We start from the raw sequence: 20,255 nt of genomic DNA on the forward strand, positions 1-20,255 counted from the left end.
TTCCAAATATACTGCGACTTTTCAGGATATTCCGATATCGGAATAGGAGCGGCTAAAACAATGGGAATAGACTTGATGGCCAATTTCAGGTCACCATATCTATCGCGCTCTATAAACGAGTTTTGGACGCGATGGCATATTTCTTTGTCTACATGGTTTAGGGATTATGTTTACATCCCATTAGGGGGTAATAGGGTGACTACACCACGATGGTTTGCAAATCTTTTTATTGTTTTTTTAATTAGCGGTTTTTGGCACGGGGCCAATTGGACATTTATTGCCTGGGGCGCCCTGCACGGTTTTTTTCTAATCGCAGAAATTTGCAAAAATTTGCTGTTGAAAAAAGCTGGGTATTCGTTTAGGCCAAATTTTTTAAAAAGCATTTTTCAGATCCTGATAACTTATTTATTGGTATCATTTGCCTGGATATTTTTCCGGTCGGCCGGTATGGACGAGGCACTTTATATAATCAAAAAGATCATGTCGTTTGATTTAAAAGAACCAGTCAATTTGGTGCTTGGTAAACCCGAGCTCCTGTTTGTTACGATTATGATCGTTGCATTGCTTGTTAAAGAATACTTCTTTCCCATTTTATCAACAAAAAACAACGCTCTTTTTGCCTTTGCCTTCATCGGTCTGGCTTTGTGTTGCTACCTGTTCGGGGTGTTTAACAACAAGCAATTTATTTACTTTCAATTCTAGAATATGAAAAGGGGTTTGGCCAAAGGAGTATTGCTTATGACATTTGTTGTTTTTATCGTCTCGTCGATGGACGACCTGACCAACTGGATAGCAAGGGCCAGAAATGAGAAAACGGGTTGGTGGGGTACCGACAGGCACAGATACGGAGACTTGTACGGGTTTACCTACCTATCTAAATTTCGCATACAAAACCCGCAAGGAAGCGATAACCTTCTCCGGTTTGATACGGTAGCGCCCCATACAAAGAAAATCGACCTATATGCTTTGAGCGATAGCTACGGATGGGGGTTGTTTGAACACCCGTCCCTGTTTAAAAATGTTAACAAAATAGTTTATACGAGACTGAACGACCGTCAAACCACAGATGTGACATTGGATAAGACGAAAAAGAATGTTCTATTGTTGGAAACCAGCGAACGAAATGTAAGGTTGGTATATGAGGATACAACATATATGCAGCACTTTTTTAACATAAAAGATACGGAAAACAATGTGTCTCCTGCTTTCAAAAAAAACGACGCGTTTAAATTGAAATATAAACTTAATGATATTGATGCAAATATTGAGTTCAACCTCTGGGATTACAGCTTCTTAACTCCTTTTAAGGAGTTTAAAGCCGATTTGTATTATTCCATGTTTAATCGGCTTAGCAAAGGTGCTTACCTGTCAGACGATAAAAAATATTTGTTGTATGACCTGACCATAGATACCGTGTACAAACAAAGCTCATTCAAGCCAGTAGACAAAAATGAATTGCGGGGAATAATAAAAGTTTTAAATAAAGTTTATGACCAGTATAGATCAAAGGGTTTTGATGAGGTGTACATTGCAATTATCCCTAACCCTGTCAGCATCTTGTACCCAAACTATCACGGTCTGATATATAACAACTTAATATCGTTGGTGCAAAACGACCGAACGCTTAAGTGTAAGGTAATTGACTTAAACAGGGTTTTCAAACAGACGAATGAACAGGTATATTGCTATTCAGACACCCATTGGAATCGTAATGGCGAAAGAATTTGGCTGTCTTTAGTAAACTCCGCTCTTCGCCCTTTTGTTGAATAAAGCAAAAAAAATGAATATATTCTCAAATCATAACGCTTTGTAATAACGGTAGTGTATCAAATGTGTGGGTAAAAACCTAATCAATTGAAAATCAGGAATAATATATAAATTTAAATCTGAAAATTTGATAAAGGGGATGGTATGAAAGTATCATCCCCTTTGCTTTGGGCCGGTAATGTACTAAAAATGGGTAGTGTATCAAACGTGTATACGTATTCATAAATCCTTTATATTGATAATTGCTTGCAAATCCTCCAAAAAGTTCGACACTTTGCCGCTTTCTGCTACTTTTGGCAGAAAACTGTCCACCCTTGGTGGATGGCTTTTCTTGTTTATATTCGGATATGTTTACTGTATATGTACTCTATTCCCCTGCTTTTAATAAAATTTATATCGGTAAAAAACCGAACATTAAATTGTGTTTTTTTTGTTAATAAATGGTCAATTAAATGGTTGGTAATGTTACAAATCAGGGCCTAATATTAAACCTGAAAAAAGGTTACGTTAACAAATTATCCGCACCGTAAAAATTCAGAATTAATACAGATTTGCGCTCGTGTCTTGTGTTTTTTAACGCATGCCCACTGCAAAATATCTGGCTCAATGATTTCATTATTACCATCCAAACGCTTATTTTTTCTTTTATTTTTTCTTGTAATCTCTAGCCTTGCCTCTTTTGCCCAAACCGTGCAAGGAACAGTATCTGATTCAAAAACCGGCGAAACATTAATTGGCGCCAACGTACGTATTGAAAAAGGAACAACCGTATTTAATACCGCCGTTAAACTGGACGGCACTTACCAGTTTAAAAATATACCAGCCGGCAGCTATAAACTACAGGTTAGTTTTATAGGGTATAAAACCACCAAAGAATATGAAGTTGAGGCGATAAAAGATAAGACCACTGTTTTAAATGTAGCTATGCTTGATAACTCGACAGCGTTAAACGAAGTGGCCGTTATTGAGTATGTGAGTAAAGAAACGGACAACTCGGCCCGTAACGTTGAGAAAAATGCCAATAACACCATGAATGTTATTTCGGCAAACTCAATAGCCCTATCTCCGGATGTTTTGGTATCTAATGTGTTAAGCAGGGTATCGGGTATCTCTATTGACAGAAACAACAGCGGCGATGCACAACATGTAATTATCCGTGGTATGGAAAAGCAATACAATACCACTTTAATTAATGGGGTTAAAATTCCAAGCCCTGATAATAAAAACAGGTATGTACCACTGGATATTTTTCCTGCTGACCTGGTAGAGAAAATTGAGGTTTCCAAATCATTAACCCCAGCAATGGAAGGCGATGCCTCAGGAGGTGTAGTTAACCTGGTCATGAAAACTGCTCCTGATCATTTACGTGTTGAAGGAAATTTTGGTACCGGCTACAGCCAGTTATTTTTTAACCGGCCATTTGTAAGTTTTGACAGAAGTTCCGTACGCAGTAAAGCCCCGGGCGAGTTGTTGCCGCCGCTTGGCGCTGCACTTATTACCGATTTTCCATATCAAAACCTGGTTACCAAAACAGGTAATGCCGCGCCAAATGCCAATGCCAGTTTAACTGTTGGCAACCGTTTTTTAAATAACAAGTTAGGGGTTATATTTTCAGGTTCATACCAAAATGCCTATCAGGGCGATAACAGTTTTGTGGTTGTACAAGAAAACACCGTTGGCCCGTCGCCTAATATTAATACCCCTAACCAGGAAACTGCTTTTCAAAGCTCATATAACCGCCAGTATTCTTCCAGGCTTAGTCGTTTGGGTGCCATTGCAGGTATTGATTATAAGTTTAATGCTAATAATAGTATCAACTTGTTTGGCACCTATTTACAGTTGAACGAGTACCGCGTACGTGAAACCCAAACATCAACTTATAGCGGTTACTCTTATCAAGGCTATGTGGCTACCAATGGCATAGATAATTTAACAGAAACCCGTACCGATCTGCAAAGCATTTATAATGTAACCTTAAAAGGCAAGCATCAAATAAATGATAATTTTAAGCTGGATTGGACCTTAGCAAACTCCGAAGCCGGCCATAAGCAACCGGATATTGCCACGTTTAAAACAACGTATAGCACCAGTCCTGCTCCGGGTGGTACAAACCAGCCAACACCCGGTAACCCGGGTAGTTCTACCTACGTTGCGCCTGGCATTATTAATGGGCCGGTATTAGTGGGCAACGAGTCGAGAGTATGGGCGCATAATACGGATAAGGATTTTTCGGGCTATTTGAACCTCCATTATGATGCTACTATTTTTGGTCGCAAAGCCTTGTTTACGGTGGGGGGTATGGCAAGACGTAAAACCAGGGACAATTTTGTTGATAGTTACAGCCTGCCAAATACCCTAGTTGCGGGTACTAACAATGCCGAGCCGTATACAACAGTACAGGATGCCACTTTTACATTTGCCAATAACCCGGGCAATGCGTTGGGCTCATCATACAGCGACCCGGGTGTTTACAGTTTTAATGAAAATATACAAGGCGGATATGCAATGTTACAGTATTTTGTTAATAGCCGTCTGGATTTCCTGGTTGGTGAAAGGGTTGAACATACTGACCAAAGCTATATGTCCAATTTACCGGCTACATTCCCCGGAAAATCAGCGGCTATAAACTATTCTGATTACTTACCAAGTGTCAACCTTAAATATGCACTAACTACTAACCAGGCTATAAGGGCGTCCTACTTCCAATCCGTTTTACGTCCCGCTTTTGCCGATTTTATTCCTTATCCAAACGCTACAGCTGACGATCCTTATGAAACCATAGGTAACCCCTATCTGCAACACACCGTTATCAACAATTATGATATAAGATACGAATTTTTCCCGGGTGTTTTTGATGAGTTTATGGCCGGTGCTTTTTACAAGTCATTAACCAACCCTATAGAAACAGTGCTTTCGGCCGGTACCAAAGGCGCTGCTTTATTTTTAGAACCTCAAAACCTGGGTAATGCGCACAACTACGGTGCGGAGCTGGTGGCAAAAAAATTCTTCGGCAACATTGGGGTATCTGTTAACTATACCTATACCCAATCGCAAATTACTACACCTAAAAGTATTGATATTATTAATGTAGGTGTAACCACCCGCGATCAAACACGGCCGCTACAGGGCCAGGCGGCACACATAGCAAACGTATCGTTATTATATAAAGACACCAAAAAGGGTATAGATGCCCAGTTATCATTGGCTTATACCGGCGAAAGAATACAGGCCGTATCAAAATACTATGGGTTGGATACCTGGGAAAAGCCCGCAACTTATCTTGATTTATCTGCGCAAAAGGAGTTAGGCAGACACTTCATTTTATTTGCAAAGGCCAACAACCTGTTAAACACACCTTACCAGTTATTCATTAAGCAAAATAACACCAATAACTATGTTGGTATTCTGAAATATGCGCATCAGAATAGCCCTAATTACACTACTGTTCAATATGATCAGTATTACGCCCGATACAATCTGGGCATGAGGTTCAAATTCTAATTAAAAAATAAATAAAAAAAGTAAATCATCATGAAAAATTTAAAAATCATTTCGTTAGGCCTTTCGCTTTTGGCGCTTGCTTCGTGCAGCAAAAAAACAGATAGCGTTGTTGTGTCTAAACCGCTAGTTCAAATCGGTAAAGCTATTAGCAACGCAAGTACATTAACCGCAGGAAGTTATAAAGGAACTTTCCTGGCAGGTCAAACTTATACCGTTAGCGGTGATATAACGGTAAATGCCGGCGATACCTTATTGATTCAAAAAGGTGTTAAAATTAATATGACCAACGGTGCAAACTTTATTGTTAACGGCGATTTAATAAGCTTGGGTACAAGCGATGCGCCAATTACAATTACCGACCCAAGTAAAACCAAACAAACAGGTGCTTCAACCGTAGCAAGTGACAATGCGTACACCGGCGGCTGGGGTGGCATTTATTGCAGCAACACCAGCAACCTGGTTGTTATTAAATGGACACACCTTGACTTTGGCGGCGCGGCTTTAAAAACTTTGCCTTTCCCGGCAAGCGCAGGTTTATCAGCAGGTGACCAATATGTATTATTTTTTGAGAACCCTAAAGGAGTGTTTATTTTAGAAGATTCATGGTTATACGGATCGCCTGATGATGCTACCCGTTTTTATGGCGGTTACTATAATATCATGAGGAACACAATGGAAAAATGTGGTAGTACTGGTGGCGACGGCTTCAATGCCAAAGGCAGCTCGGTTGGTAACATGGCTTATAACTTAATAATAGGTAGTGCTACAAACGGTACCAAAACCGCAAGTGATGGTACTACAGCAGGCCAGTGCCAGTTTACAATGTACAATAACACCTATGTTAATGACGGTTTTAGAAATACCGGGGTTTATGGTGCCAGAAGCGGTTCGGTTGAAATTGAAAACAACTCCAGAGCATTGGTATACAACAATCTTATTGTGGATTGTAATTTTGGGGTGCGTATTGCCGGTGGCCCGGGCGGTGCTAAAGTTTATTTAGCTGATACTACTTCAAGTACTACAGCCCTGTTCCCTAAAACAGCCTATGGTTACAATTATTATTATGCAGATAATGTAGCTATGGCTAACCAAATTGTACCTACCAGCGTGGCACAACCAGTTGTTACCCATCCGCAAGCTACTGATATTCCAAATATGGCCGCTTTATTGGGTACTAATTACACTTTCGGCGCCGTTTATGATGGTACAACATTAGTGGGCAAAAACAACCCTATGTTTGTTAACTATTCGCTACCAGCTGCTGCAAATTTCTGGACCACACAGGCATCTGTGGATAGTTATAACTTCCACCTGCAAGCAGGTTCGCCGGCTGCTGGTAAAGGCACTACCAATGGCAATTTAATTAAACCAATTACTACCGGCATACCGGTTGATCCAACTTTCGGTTCAAGCGAAATAACCCTACCGGGAGCCGATATGGGGGCTTTCCAACTTAACGGTACCGGAAACCACCATTAATATTAAAAATACAATCTTTAAAAAAAAACTATAACGAAGCGTTATTGCCAGCGATTGAGCGGCAATAACGCTTCGTTAATTACAACATATATTTAATGAAACATATTAAAATAGGGTTATTTAGTTTTTTGATACTTAGTGTATTATCCTGCAACAAATCGGCCGATACGACACCGGCAAAAAATGACACCACTACAGTTGTGCGACCGCCTGTGGTGGTAACATTTCAATCTACAAATTACAATCCATCTTCATTAGATACTACGAAGCTGTTTAATAGCACACCTGTAGTGAATAATTTGGCTAATACCGGCCTGTTCGAAATTTCGGGCGTAGCTGCCAGTCGGATAAATGCAGGTATATTATATATTCATAATGATAGCGGTAACTCGGCCCAGGTTTATTTAACTGATGCAACAGGTGCCGACAAAGGAACACTTTCATTAACCACAGTTGGCAACCGCGATTGGGAGGATATTGCTGTTGGCCCGGGCCCTATATCAGGCACCAGCTATATTTACGTTGCTGATATTGGCGATAATGATTCCAAGTATGGCTCGATATTTATTTACCGCTTCCCCGAGCCTAATTTAACCGGGAAAACAGTGCCGTATGTCACCAATATCACATCGGTTGATGTTATTGAACTAAAATATCCCGATGGTCCGCATAACGCAGAAACATTGATGGTTGACCCATTGACAAAGGATATTTATATTGCCAGTAAAGAAAGTAATCTATCTAAAATTTATGTTGCGCGTTATCCGCAAAATATTACATCGGCAACTACATTAAGCCCGGTGGTACAATTGTTTTTTAACAAAGCCACAGGTGGGGATATTTCGCCGGATGGGACAGAAATATTGCTAAGAAGTAATCAGTTAATATGGTATTGGAAATTCCCCGTAGGTACTTCTATATTTACAGGATTGTCCACCCAACCACAAGTTGCACCGTACGCTAATAATGAATCGCAAGGCGAAGGTATTGGTTTTGCGGCAGATGGTTCAGGTTACTACACTACAACCGAAATAAGAGGTTATACGGGTAAGCTGGCTACCGTTTCTTTTTATAAAAGAAAGTAAATTCGATCCTCTTGACCTACAATTACCTCACTCCATACCTTAAATTCATGGTGTTGTGCATTGCCTTCAAATCATCCAAAAGGTAGACATTTCGCGGGTTCCCGCTACTTTTTTAAAAGCCACTCTACAGAGTGGCTTTCTTGTTTTTATCAACTCGTAGCGGTTTCTATCAAAGGCTTGTTATATCACTTACTTTTGGTGGCTTATTTAGTATGGAAATAAATTAAGCTTTGGGCAAACTAAAGTAAAATGTTGACCCTTTGCCTATCTCACTTTCTACCCATACCTTGCCATTGTGCCGATATATAATTTCGGCTGACAAATAAAGGCCCAAACCAAAACCGGGAATAGCTTGGGTAGCTGTATTTTCTATCCGGTAATACCGGTCAAATAACTTTTCCTGATCTTCGGGTTTTATACCCATCCCCTCATCTTTTACACTAACCTGAATGGTGCCATTCACTTCTTTGCAGGCAATTTCAATATTTTTGCCTTTTGGCGAGTACTTTATTGAATTGCTTAAAAAGTTGTTGATCACCTGGCCAATTTTATCCCTGTCGGCTTTTACAACTAATGATGAGCACGGCAGAAAGACGATGTTATGATTTACTGTCGTCAGCATAACCTCTTCCACTGTTTCATTAACCAGGACATCTATTTCGAAAGTTTGCTCGTTCAAATAAATTTTACCGGCTTCAAAACTGGAAACATTTAAAAAGCCGTTGATCATGGCAGTCATTTTCTTAACCTGATTATGTGCTTTATCCAGCTTATCAATTCTAAAAACATCTTCGTCTTTTTTTGCCCTGGCAGCTAATAGTTGAATATATCCCTGGAGTGAGGTAAGCGGGGTTTTAAGTTCATGGCTCACCATCGCTATAAAGTCATTCTTCCGGATATCATCCAGCTTGTTAATCGTAATATCGTGCAATACGCCCGTAAAATAGGCCGGCTTATTATCTGTATCATTAGATAGGTCGCCATTGCCCCTCACCCAGCGAAGCTTTCCATCATGAAATCCCCGCAGCGGATATTCTACATCAAATTTTATCCCCTTGTTAATATTGGCTTCGGCTGCGTCAGTAACTAAAGTTTGGTAATTTTTATCAATTTGGGCAATCGCCCCTTCATAGGTCATTTGTTCATCCCTATTAAAGCCAAATATCTCTTTAAGGCGCGGGGATGGAATAAATTCTTGAGTTTGGAGGTTGATAGACCACATTCCCATCGCTGCAGAATCTATGGCTATACCCAGCATTTTATTACTTACATTTAACTCCTGCTGTATTTTTTTTAATTCTGTAATATCATTAAAAGTAATAATAGCTCCTGAATTTTTATGATCTGCCTGCTGTACATAAGGCATGGTCATGATCTGGTACCATTTACCATTATTAGTTTCAATTTCTTTGGTTATCACAGATCCTTCTGCCAGTACTTTTTTAATATCGTCTAAAATGGTTTCAAACTTGATATTGGTAGAAATATTGCTGAGCGGCCTGCCGATATCTGTTTCCAGCAAATTGATCTGCTTTACAGTACCCGGCGAGAATTTCATTAATCGCAGCTCATTATCAATAAATAATTGCCCGTTTATGTTACTCCTAAAATAGTTATTCAGGTCGTCATTAATTTCCAGCAGTTCTTTGTTTTTTAGCTGATAATCTGAATTAATAGTATGTAGCTCCTCATTAACCGATTGCATTTCCTCGTTGGTACTTTGCATTTCTTCATTGGCGGATATCAGTTCCTCATTAAAGGATTGTAAGTTTTCGTTGGATGCATCCAACTTTTCGTTAGCGGCATGAAGCTTATCTTTTAATTCCTTCAATTCCTCTTCCAAATTAACAACGTATTGATCAAGGTATATTTTTTCATCAAATACGGTTTCTTTAAGCGCGGAGGTAATTGATTTCTCTTCACTAAAGGTTACCAGTAATAATTTCCCTTCACCTTTTACTATTAATGGACTTACCGACAAGCTTACTTTAATAATAAGTTGGCCCTGTTTAATTTTTATCCCATTAAGTACAACGCTCTCATTTGTTTTTAATGCCTTTTTGCTTAAGGTATTAAAAGCTACGGCAAGCGGTTTGGGTAAAAGTTCGGGCAGGTTTGAGCTAAAATGCTTATTGAGCAAATACCTGGTTGTATCACCATAAAATTTTATTACCTGGTTATTTTCATCTATGCAAACTGCAACATAATCCAACTCTTTAGCCAAGCCTTCCTGCATGACTTCGGCCATGGTATGGTTAGTATCTTTAGAGCCTTCATTCTGCAAAATCCGCGACGTTTTGGGTTTAGTATCCAAAAAATCAGGCATTGAAAACGCATCGAAATTTACCGCCCGTTTTGTTTCCAGGTTTTTATATATCTTCCATTTTTTATTAACCACTTCCAGGTTTTTGATGATAGGTATAGGGTTTTCGCTGCTACCCAGAAATAAATAACCATGCTTTTTAAGCCCAAAAAGCATCATGGCAAATATTTTCTTTTGCAAAACCGGGGCCATATATATCAACAAGTTGCGGCAACTTATCAAATGCATATTGCAATAGGGTGGGTTTTTCACCAGGTCATGCTGTGCAAAAATCAGCATCTTGCGGATGATTGGCTTAACCCGGTAATTATCCCCTTCTTTTAAGAAATACTTTTCAAGCCGCCCGGCCGAAACATTTTTTGAAATGTTTTTATTATAAATTCCCTTACCTGCATGTACTAAGGCAGCACTATCAATATCAGTAGAAAAAATCTTCACAACTGTATCTGCTGTTTGGTCTGTTAATAGTTCGGCTATCAATATGGCTATAGAATAAGCCTCTTCGCCTGTAGCACGCCCGGCTACCCATATTTTCAATTCCTCGCCCGGTGCTAAATCTTCGATGATTTGGGGTAATACCTTGCTTTTTATAAAGTCAAACGCTTCTTTGTCCCTGAAAAATGAGGTAACACTGATCAGAAATTCTTTAGTAAGGGCCTCTACTTCCATAGGGGTAACCTTTAAAAAGTTAAGATAATTTACGAGCGTTTTAAAATTACCATTGGCAGCCCTTCTTTTAGTTCTTCTTAATATGGTAGGTAACTTATAGTCTGTAAAATCAAGTGGCGATCTTTCTTTGATCAACTCGATGATTGCTGCCAGGTTCTTTTCATCATCTGCTTGATCAGCGGGTAAAATGCCTTCGTTTTTTATATAATCTTCAATCGCATCCGGCATTGCCGCCGGTTCCAACACAAAATCTACCAGGCCGGTAGCAATAGCATGTGATGGCATACTGCCAAACTCCGAAGTTTCAGGATTGCGGGCAATTACCATGCCGCCCGCCTTTTTAATAGCTTTAACACCTTCGGTACCATCAGAACCTAAGCCGGACAAAATAACACCAATGGCCTTTTTGCCGTAATCTTCTGCAAGCGAATTAAAGAAAGTATTAATAGTTAAATGGGGGTTTTTTACCTTTTCTTTATCTGTTAAGTATAACTTATTGTCCTGTATGGTCATGAACTTATCACTTGGGATAAGGTAAACCTGGTTGCATTGAACCGTCATGCCATCTTGGGCCTGTTCAACAACCAATTTACTGTGCCGGGCTAATAGCTCAACCATCCTGCTTTTAAAATCGGGCGACAAATGCTGCACAATAATATAAGAAACACCATCTAAAGGGGTATGGTCAAAAAAAGAATTGATCTCTTCCATGCCGCCTGCAGAGGCACCTATAGCAATAATATGGTGTGGGATAACATTCAACAGGTCAGGATTTTAAAGAGCGGAGTTAGAATTATAAAAAAATTCTTATTGGGCAAAGCACAAAGAAATCAAACTTACAACTATTATTTTGAAAATCAACAGGATAGTTACGAGCTTTACACGTTAAAATATTTTTACTTTTGCAGCATCCGGGATAAAAACCCGGCAACTTAGTATGACCAAAGAACTTGAAATAGTTTGCCCACCGGGGCAGCAAGAAGACGAGGGCGCATTAAAAAAAATAGCCGCCAACGCGCTACATATCACCCCTCAAAAAATTACGGCAATACAGGTACTTAAACGGTCAATAGATGCAAGGGGCCGCCGTGTGGTATACCGTATGCAGGTTAAGGTTTTTGTAGATGAAGTTCATCAGCCCGAAACTTATAACGTCACTTATCCTAATGTCAAAAATGGCCAGCCGGTAATAATTGTTGGCGCCGGGCCAGCCGGCTTATTTGCCGCCCTGCAATGTATAGCACAGGGGCAAAAACCTATTGTGCTTGAGCGTGGGAAAGCGGTTAAGGACCGTCGCCGGGATTTAGCTAATATTAATAAACAAGGGTTGGTAAATCCCGAATCTAACTATTGCTTTGGCGAGGGTGGGGCAGGTACCTACTCGGACGGGAAACTGTATACGCGCTCCACTAAGCGGGGTGATGTAAACCAGGTATTGAAAACCTTTGTGGCGCACGGCGCAACCGAAGATATTTTGATTGATGCCCGCCCGCATATAGGCACCAACAAACTGCCGCAGATAATAACCGCCATGCGCGAAACCATTTTAAATGCCGGCGGTGAGGTTAGGTTTGACGCGAAGGTAACCGAACTATTAATTGAAAACGATACTATAAAAGGTGTGCAACTAGCAGGTGGAGAAAAGCTATATGCTAACGCGGTTATACTGGCAACGGGCCATTCGGCGCGCGATGTGTTTGAGATGCTGCACCGTCAACATATTTTGATAGAGGCCAAGCCTTTTGCACTGGGTGTGCGCATTGAGCACTCGCAGCAAATAATTGATCAGGCACAGTACCATTGCGAATACAGGGGCGAGGACCTGCCGCCGTCTTACTATAATTTGGTGGAGCAGGTGGATGGGCGCGGGGTATTTTCATTTTGTATGTGCCCCGGCGGCATTATTGCCCCCTGCGCTACCGAACCTGAAGAAATAGTAGTAAATGGCTGGAGCCCATCCAAACGCAATAACCCTTATGCCAATTCGGGCACAGTGGTGCAGGTTAATTTGGAGGATGTGGAGGGCGATAATAATGATCCGTTTAAAATGCTGAATTTTCAGCACCATATTGAGCAGCTGGCTTATAAAGCAGGAGGCGGTAACCTGGTTGCTCCGGCGCAGCGGATGATTGATTTTGTAGAGGGCCGCCTGTCAACAGACCTCCCAAAAAACTCGTACCTGCCGGGTGTAAAAAGTGTACAACTAAAAGATATTCTTCCAGGTTGGATAACCGAAAGGTTACGCAAAGCATTACCTGCCTTCGGTAAAAAAATGAAAGGATACTATACCAACGAAGCTATTTTGGTAGGGGTAGAGTCGCGCACCTCATCGCCCATAAAAGTACCAAGGGACAAGGAAACCTTGCAGCATCCGCAGGTTAAAGGTTTATTTCCCTGCGGAGAGGGCGCTGGTTATGCCGGTGGCATTATATCCGCGGCAATTGACGGTATAAATTGCGCGGTGGCTTGTCTGAACCATGATTTGTAGGATTTTAGGATGACCTGATTTAAGCCAGGCTAAGTGCGATTCGCCTCTTGAGAGGGGAACTTTTATCATTAATCCAACTCCAGGCAATTAAAACCCGCATTTTGCAGTAAGGTTTCAATATAACGCGGCGATAGGCCGTTGGTTACTACCCTTAAAATATTGTCGCGGTCCTCGAGGTCAAAGTTCCATTCTTTAATTGAGCGTACGGCTTTAAGCAGGGGTTTCACTTTTTTGATCTGCTCAGGTTCCGAAACGCTGGTGGTAAATACTAATATTTCCATTGGTGTAAGTTTTGTTTTTATTTTTCTGTCATTTCGAAACGCAGTGAGAAATCTTAGATGCTTTTCATTAAGTGCATGCTGTTTAAGATTTCTCCTCGTTCCTCGTTCGAAATGACAAATATATTTTGATAATTATTCAGTAGGCTTCAAAGGTTCATCAACCACATCATCCCAATTATGATTTGCAAACGGGTGACTGCCGCGATGACCGAATGGCCCACAGCCATGTTCGCGCATTTTTTGTTTAAATTTTTCGCGCTCTTCGGGGGTCATGTTTTTAAAACGTTCTTCCATTTTATGGCGCATCCATCCACGGCCGCCTCCCCATCCACGGCCACCGCCGCGGCCAAAGCCAAATAAAAGCTTGCATAAAACAAATATGCCCACGGCCTGCGCAAAAGTAATGGTGGTTACGTGTAAAATATCGGGTAGTAGCGCGTTCCATAGTCCCATAACGGCTAATCCGGCCAGCGAAACGAAAGCCGCTATCCCCAAAGGGATAAAAATAAAACGGCCCTTAAAAAAGAATTTTTTCATGTTTTTAAAATTTAATATTTTGTTATTTCATCATACAATTGTTGTAGCCTGTCGCGCAAATGCACCACCGCATACCGCTTGCGCGATACCAGGGTATTAACATTTACACCGGTTAGTTCGGCTATTTCGGCAAAGGTCATATCGTCCAGTTCCTGCCAAATAAACACCTGCTTTTGCTCTTCGGGCAATTCATCCAGCGCTTTAAATAATTGTTCCCAAAAAAGGTTGCGCAGGTATTCAGTTTCGGGTGTGCTTTCTTCGGTAAGCAGTATGTCTTTAAAATCAAAGGGGTCGTCTTCGTCGGTATTTTCGCCTATCAGCATATCATCCAGCAAAGTCTCTGATTTTTTTTTATGCTTATCAATGATCTTGTTTTTGGCCACCTTATATAACCAGGCTCCGGTTTGTTCAACAGGCTCGGCGTTTACCAACGCGCTAAACTGGTACCAAACATCCTGCAGAATGTCTTCGGCATCGGCGTCACTTTTTACACGCTTGCGGATAAAGCCCAGCAGGTTTTTACCATATAGCTTTATGGCTTGCAGAATGTTGCTTTGCTTATCGTCCGATGTCATTAAGGTGGTAACCAATGTATTGCTGTTTAAAGGTATAGACGATTGTGCCTTTAAAACATTTTAAATTATTTTTAATTTTTTTTTTGACGAATCACTGACTGCCACGAGCCCCTGCTTTACCGGCTTGGCTTAATATTTGAACTAAGGGTATTATGACTAATAAAAAAACATTGGTTTTAGGCGCAACACCTAATTCGGCACGTTATGCGTATTTGGCCGCTAACCGCTTGGTTAGTCACGGCCATAGCATTGTTAACGTGGGTATAAAAACCGGTGAGGTTGCCGGCGTACCCATTGAGAAACCCGAGGTGATACATAACGATATTGACACTATTACTTTATATGTTGGTCCGCAAAACCAGCCGCAGTTATATAATTATATTTTAGCTACCAACCCCAAACGCATCATATTTAACCCGGGTGCCGAAAACGAGGAGCTTAAACGTATGGCAACCGAGCAAGGTATTGAAACAGAGGAGGCTTGTACGTTGGTGCTGTTATCTATAGGCCAATATTGACTAAGATTTGTAGGATTAGCAGAATTTTAGGATTCTTTTAAGGGCTTTAAATGATTATAGATTTATAGGATAATATCCTATCATCCAATAGATCATAAAAATCTTAGTCAATTATTACACCACGTTAACACTAATGCCATAAATTGCTGTTAAACTTGTATCACAAAAAACAACAGGTGCTTATATCATCTGCAACGCAACAAGTTATATAAATGAAAATTGGAATAGTTTGTTATCCAACCTTTGGCGGAAGCGGGGTTGTTGCCACCGAGTTAGGTAAAGCCCTTGCCGACAATGGGCACCAGGTTCATTTTATTACCTATAACCAACCTGCCCGGTTGGATTTTTTTTCGGAAAACCTTTTTTACCACGAGGTATCGGTATCTAAATATCCGTTGTTTGATTATCCGCCGTATGAGCTGGCATTGGCCAGCCGCCTGGTTGATGTGGTGCGGTTTGAAAAACTCGATATTTTGCACGTGCATTATGCTATACCACATGCCTCGGCAGCGTTTATGGCTAAACAAATATTGATGACCTATGGCATTTACATCCCCGTGGTTACAACGCTGCATGGTACCGATATTACATTGGTGGGTAAAGACAGGACATACAAGCCGGTAGTTACTTTTTCCATCAACAAATCTGATGGGGTAACCGCGGTATCTGAAAATTTAAAGCAAGAGACCTACGAGTTTTTTGAAATAGAGAATGATATCAGGGTGATTCCCAATTTTATAGATCTTAACCGTTTTAGCCTAAAAGCCAAAGATCATTTTAAGAAAGCTATAGCGCCTAACGATGAGAAGATTTTGGTGCATACTTCCAACTTCCGTAAGGTTAAACGTACCGAAGATGTGGTAAAAATATTCGCCAAAGTGCGCGAAAAAATACCCTCAAAATTATTAATGGTGGGCGATGGCGGCGAACGGTCAGACTGTGAGCAGCTTTGCCGCGATCTGGGTGTGGGAGATGATACCCGCTTTTTAGGTAAGCAAGATGCCATTGAAGAAATATTATCAGTTTCAGACTTGTTCCTGATGCCATCTCAGTCAGAAAGCTTTGGTTTGGCCGCCCTGGAGGCTATGGCTTGCAAGGTGCCTGTTGTCAGCTCGAACGCGGGTGGCTTACCCGAATTAAATATTGATGGGGTTACCGGTTTTTTAAAAGATATAGGAGATGTTGAAGGAATGGCTGAAAAAGCCATATTTATATTAGAGGACGAGGCCCGCCTGGCAACTTTTAAAGAAAATGCGCTGGCACGCGCCCGCGAGTTTGACCTTGCCCGCATATTGCCACTATATGAAAACTATTATATTGAAGTAATTGAAAAAAGTAAGGCAGGTGCTTTATAATCCAAACTATTTGGCAAGGTTTATGTATTATCATTATTAAATAATACATACATATCATGAAAAACATATTTAAGCTTCTGTTACCCGTTTTAGCAGTTATCTCCATTTTTTCGGCCTGCTCAGGCATTAAAAACTTACCTGCCGCTGCAACCGGCGCAACAAGGGGCCATTTTGTAGGCACCTGGACATTAAATAATGTAGCTTATGATGGCTTGCTGCGCGGCTCGGTGCAAACCGTATTTGATCAGGCTCAGCCCGACGCGTTTATAGGCAGTACCTGGCAGTTAACCAACAGCGGAAACGGTATTTATACACTTAATGGCGGTACATCACAAACCATTTTCTGGTCTGTTTATAACGACAAGGTATCAGGTACCAATCAATTCCAGTTTAAAAAAATATACCAGGGCGATGCCCCTAAAAATGTAACTGATGGTTACCGTTTAATTATTGATAATAACGATGGTAATACCATGACGCTGAGATCGCCGGTTGACTATAATGGTAAAACGGGGTATGTGGTTTATAGCTTTAGTAAGAATAAGTAGAGGTTAAGGTCGAAAGGATAAAGGTAAAAGGCTCAAGGTGGATAACGCTTTGAGCCTTTTTATTAATTCAATTTAACTTAAAGTGTCAAGAACCGTTTAACATCGTTTAACACTTTTTGACAGATTATTTTTATATATAATTGATAATCAAATAGTTGATAAAAAATAGAGCAAAAAAGTGTTAACCATGATTTTTGCTTATAGATTAAGTATTTGCGTTTAATCTATAATTGTCATTTCGAACGAGGTACGAGGAGAAATCTTTTCAAGCGAGTTATTTTTCGCCCTACTCGGTAATCTTGTATGATGTGATAATTGAATCTTTAGAAAAATTAAATATTAAGTCTTTCCCATAAACGGGGTCTATATCCCTACCATAATCAATAATGATTTTATAGTATAGATGGTGGTTCTCAATTCCGTCGGATTGTCCTAAAAGGTTTTCTAACTCACTTACTGTTATAGTTTTCTATAAGGTCTTTTAGCATTGCAGCGCGATGTTGAGGAGGAAAACCGTCATCACTATGATCTTGCCATTGCTGGTTATTAAATTTTGTGTTAAACGTGCATGATATGATAAGCAAAGCTGATAGAAATAGGAAAGCTTTAACACGTGTTTTCATAATTGCAATTTAAATGTTCAATAGCAAAGTTGTATAAGATCTCTCACTACGTTTCGAGATGACAGAAAAATTAGCTTTTTGCTTTAAGCCTTCCGCTTTCAGCTCTAAAAACCTACTCCACGAGTACCAACGCTAAGCTTACCGGCTTGCTGATATCAGTTATACGGCTTCGGTTGGGATATAACCGCCCTGTTTTTTGATCAATGGATAGTACATTTATGCTATTACTTTCTTCGTTAGCCACCACTACAAATTTCCCTGCGGCATCAATTGTAAAATTACGAGGCAACTTACCCATGGTGCGTGGATATTCTAAAAGCGTTAATTTACCGTCAACGGGGCTAATCATATAAACATTAAATACATCAGCCTTTCCAAGGGTAGAGGTATAAAGGTATTGACCGTTAGGCGCAATGTGCATATCAGCGGCTTCCAACTTATCCTTAAAACCAGGTTCTGCCTGCATGACTACGGTTTGTATAGGTTTTAATTTAGCGCCATCAACGCTATAAACGGTTACTTGAGCTGCCATTGCCTGTAACAGGTATAAATATTTACCATCTGCCGAAAAATCAATACAGCCTGGCCCGCTGCCGGGAGTAACACTTACAAAACTCGGATCTTCGGGTGTAAGCGGCGGGATTTTTGATGCCTTATAACGATATATGTTTAATTTATCTGTGCCTTGGTCGGCGTAAAATAAACGTTTCTCATCGGGCGATAAGATAGCCGAACGTACATGCGGCCCTGCCTGGCGTTCTTTATCAATGCTGCTGCCTTCATCTTGTATGGTTTGCGTAACAGCACCTAATGAGCCATCCTTATTAACAGGCAATACCATTAAACTACCCGAACCGTAGTTGGATACTAAAATGTTTTTCTGTGCCTTATCAATAATTAGGTGTGTGGGGTGGTTGCCGGTTGGCTGGCTGTTTAATGCTACCAATTTGCCATTTACTTTATCAAACTTAAACGCGTTTAGGGTAGCGCCTTTATCAGTTTCGCTTAACGCATAAACAAACTTCCCATCATTGCTGATGCATAAAAAGGGGGTGATACCTGCAACGTCTATCTGGCTCAAATAAGCAAGGTTGCCGGTTTCTGCATAAAGCCGATATACGAAAATAGCTTTATTGCCATCTTTTGCGGAGTTGCCTATCAGCAGGTCGAAAGTTTTTGGTGCTTTTTTCTGCGCGAAGCCAAATAGTGGCAAAGCTAATAGTAAGGTTATGAGTATTTTTTTCATGACAGGTTATATGTCAGTAATACAAATTAACAAAAAACGCCCCGGTTTGCGGAGCGTTTAGTTTTATTTTATCAAATGTTTTAGCTGTATGATCTCTTTCTCATCTAAAAAGCGCCAGCGGCCACGCGGTAGATCTTTTTTGGTTAGGCCGGCGTATACTACGCGGTCCAGTTTTACCACTTCATAACCCAGGTGCTCAAATATGCGCCGAACGATGCGGTTTTTACCGCTATGTATCTGTATACCGATTTCGCGTTTGGATGCGCCTGCTACGTACGATACTACATCGGGCTTAATCAAACCATCCTCAAGTTCCAACCCAAACTGAATTTTGTTTAGGTCGCCCTGTGATAAGCTTTTACTTAATTCAACCTGATATAATTTGGTGATCTGGCTGCGTGGGTGCGATAGTTTATCGGCCAGGTCGCCGTCATTGGTCATTAATAATAAACCCGTGGTATTTCTATCTAAACGGCCAATAGGGTAAATACGTTCGCGGCTGGCTTTTTCCACCAGGTGCATAACCGTACGTCGCTCCTGCGGGTCTTCGGTGGTAGTGATATAGTCTTTAGGTTTATTTAATAATACATAAACCATTTTTTCGCGTTTCAGCGTTTCGCCGTTATAGCGTATCTCGTCCTTTATAGGGTCAATTTTTGCGCCTAATTCGGCCACAACCTCACCGTTAACAGATACTACACCTGCCAGTATCAGCTCATCAGCCTTACGGCGCGAACATATACCCGCGTTGGCAATGTAGCGGTTAAGCCTTATCAGGTTATCGTTTACGCTTGGCTTTTTGGGGCGCAGTGTTTTTGCCGGTATATCCCGTTCCAAAGGATTGTGCCTTGGTGTAACCTTGCGTACATAAGGTAGGTCTGCTTCAGTAAACTCACGTTTTTTAAAGCCGCCTTCGCGTGGTGGCTTACTGTCGAAGTTTCTTTTTGGCCTGTCGGATGAAGGCTTATCAGAACCGAATTTATCTTTTGAGTAGGGCCTACCTGATGAGGTTGGCCTGTTTGAACTGAATTTATCTTTTGTAAACGGCCTTTTATCGCCCGAAGATTCTTTACTAAAACTTTTAGGCGGGCGGTCATCATTGCCTGCCCTGCCTGAGTAAGGTTTGGCTTTAGGTTCGAAGTTTCTTTTTTCGCCTGATGGTTCGCCTTTGCTGAAAGATCTTGGCGGACGGTCATCGTTGGTTGGCCTGCCTGAATAAGGTTTGTTTTTTGGCGAAAAGCTTTTTTTGTCGCCATAACC

General features: G+C 40.8%; 16 protein-coding genes. 9 read left to right on the forward strand and 7 right to left on the reverse strand.

Annotated features, from left to right (window positions below; translation table 11 throughout):
- The 5 genes from ABI367_RS02600 to ABI367_RS02620 all read left to right on the forward strand — a co-directional run.
- A partial coding sequence (locus tag ABI367_RS02600; protein ID WP_462230737.1) for an MBOAT family O-acyltransferase occupies positions 1 to 702 on the forward strand: 702 nt, incomplete at its 5' end.
- 3 nt (positions 703 to 705) lie between these two features.
- Positions 706 to 1,770: a hypothetical protein gene (locus tag ABI367_RS02605; protein ID WP_462258006.1), complete on the forward strand. Its 1,065-nt coding sequence runs from the start codon at positions 706 to 708 to the stop codon at positions 1,768 to 1,770.
- Between the two features lie 687 nt (positions 1,771 to 2,457).
- Positions 2,458 to 5,268 carry a TonB-dependent receptor gene (locus ABI367_RS02610; RefSeq protein ID WP_462230742.1) on the forward strand — a complete coding sequence of 937 codons (2,811 nt, stop codon included), beginning with the start codon at positions 2,458 to 2,460 and terminating at the stop codon, positions 5,266 to 5,268.
- 30 nt (positions 5,269 to 5,298) lie between these two features.
- Entirely contained in the window at positions 5,299 to 6,747 is a 1,449-nt protein-coding gene (locus ABI367_RS02615; RefSeq protein WP_462230744.1) for a hypothetical protein, read from the forward strand.
- Positions 6,748 to 6,842: 95 nt separating this feature from the next.
- Positions 6,843 to 7,832, forward strand: a complete 990-nt coding sequence (locus ABI367_RS02620) for a hypothetical protein (protein ID WP_462230745.1) — start codon at positions 6,843 to 6,845, stop codon at positions 7,830 to 7,832.
- A 223-nt stretch (positions 7,833 to 8,055) separates the two neighbouring features.
- On the opposite strand, the gene ABI367_RS02625 is transcribed toward ABI367_RS02620, so the two are convergent.
- Complete coding sequence (locus ABI367_RS02625) at positions 8,056 to 11,586, reverse strand: chemotaxis protein CheB (RefSeq protein WP_462230747.1); 3,531 nt, start codon at positions 11,584 to 11,586, stop codon at positions 8,056 to 8,058.
- Between the two features lie 175 nt (positions 11,587 to 11,761).
- On the opposite strand from ABI367_RS02625, the gene ABI367_RS02630 reads away from it, so the two are divergent.
- Entirely contained in the window at positions 11,762 to 13,312 is a 1,551-nt protein-coding gene (locus tag ABI367_RS02630) for an NAD(P)/FAD-dependent oxidoreductase (protein ID WP_462230749.1), read from the forward strand.
- 68 nt (positions 13,313 to 13,380) lie between these two features.
- On the opposite strand, the gene ABI367_RS02635 is transcribed toward ABI367_RS02630, so the two are convergent.
- From ABI367_RS02635 to ABI367_RS02645, 3 genes are all read right to left on the reverse strand, one after another.
- The gene (locus ABI367_RS02635) at positions 13,381 to 13,593 is read right to left on the reverse strand and encodes a hypothetical protein (protein ID WP_462230751.1); all 213 of its coding nucleotides are present in this window, start codon (positions 13,591 to 13,593) and stop codon (positions 13,381 to 13,383) included.
- A gap of 132 nt (positions 13,594 to 13,725) precedes the next feature.
- A complete protein-coding gene (locus tag ABI367_RS02640; protein ID WP_462230753.1) occupies positions 13,726 to 14,130 on the reverse strand; it encodes a hypothetical protein in 405 nt (134 codons plus the stop codon).
- A gap of 11 nt (positions 14,131 to 14,141) precedes the next feature.
- Positions 14,142 to 14,705, reverse strand: a complete 564-nt coding sequence (locus tag ABI367_RS02645) for an RNA polymerase sigma factor (protein WP_462230755.1) — start codon at positions 14,703 to 14,705, stop codon at positions 14,142 to 14,144.
- 152 nt (positions 14,706 to 14,857) lie between these two features.
- Here ABI367_RS02645 and ABI367_RS02650 point away from each other — a divergent pair, with 152 nt between their 5' ends.
- From ABI367_RS02650 to ABI367_RS02660, 3 genes are all read left to right on the forward strand, one after another.
- Positions 14,858 to 15,223, forward strand: a complete 366-nt coding sequence (locus tag ABI367_RS02650) for a CoA-binding protein (protein WP_462230757.1) — start codon at positions 14,858 to 14,860, stop codon at positions 15,221 to 15,223.
- Positions 15,224 to 15,435: 212 nt separating this feature from the next.
- Positions 15,436 to 16,578, forward strand: a complete 1,143-nt coding sequence (gene bshA, locus ABI367_RS02655) for an N-acetyl-alpha-D-glucosaminyl L-malate synthase BshA (protein WP_462230759.1) — start codon at positions 15,436 to 15,438, stop codon at positions 16,576 to 16,578.
- Positions 16,579 to 16,634: 56 nt separating this feature from the next.
- Positions 16,635 to 17,126, forward strand: coding sequence for a hypothetical protein (locus ABI367_RS02660; RefSeq protein WP_462230761.1), 492 nt, complete (start codon positions 16,635 to 16,637; stop codon positions 17,124 to 17,126).
- 449 nt (positions 17,127 to 17,575) lie between these two features.
- Here ABI367_RS02660 and ABI367_RS02665 read toward each other — a convergent pair whose 3' ends face one another.
- From ABI367_RS02665 to ABI367_RS02675, 3 genes are all read right to left on the reverse strand, one after another.
- Entirely contained in the window at positions 17,576 to 17,749 is a 174-nt protein-coding gene (locus ABI367_RS02665; RefSeq protein WP_462230763.1) for a hypothetical protein, read from the reverse strand.
- Between the two features lie 112 nt (positions 17,750 to 17,861).
- Complete coding sequence (locus ABI367_RS02670) at positions 17,862 to 18,995, reverse strand: lactonase family protein (protein ID WP_462230765.1); 1,134 nt, start codon at positions 18,993 to 18,995, stop codon at positions 17,862 to 17,864.
- Between the two features lie 63 nt (positions 18,996 to 19,058).
- A partial coding sequence (locus ABI367_RS02675; RefSeq protein WP_462230767.1) for a pseudouridine synthase occupies positions 19,059 to 20,255 on the reverse strand: 1,197 nt, incomplete at its 5' end.

This window comes from Mucilaginibacter sp., from assembly GCF_039935595.1.
In the GTDB taxonomy this organism is placed as follows: domain Bacteria; phylum Bacteroidota; class Bacteroidia; order Sphingobacteriales; family Sphingobacteriaceae; genus Mucilaginibacter.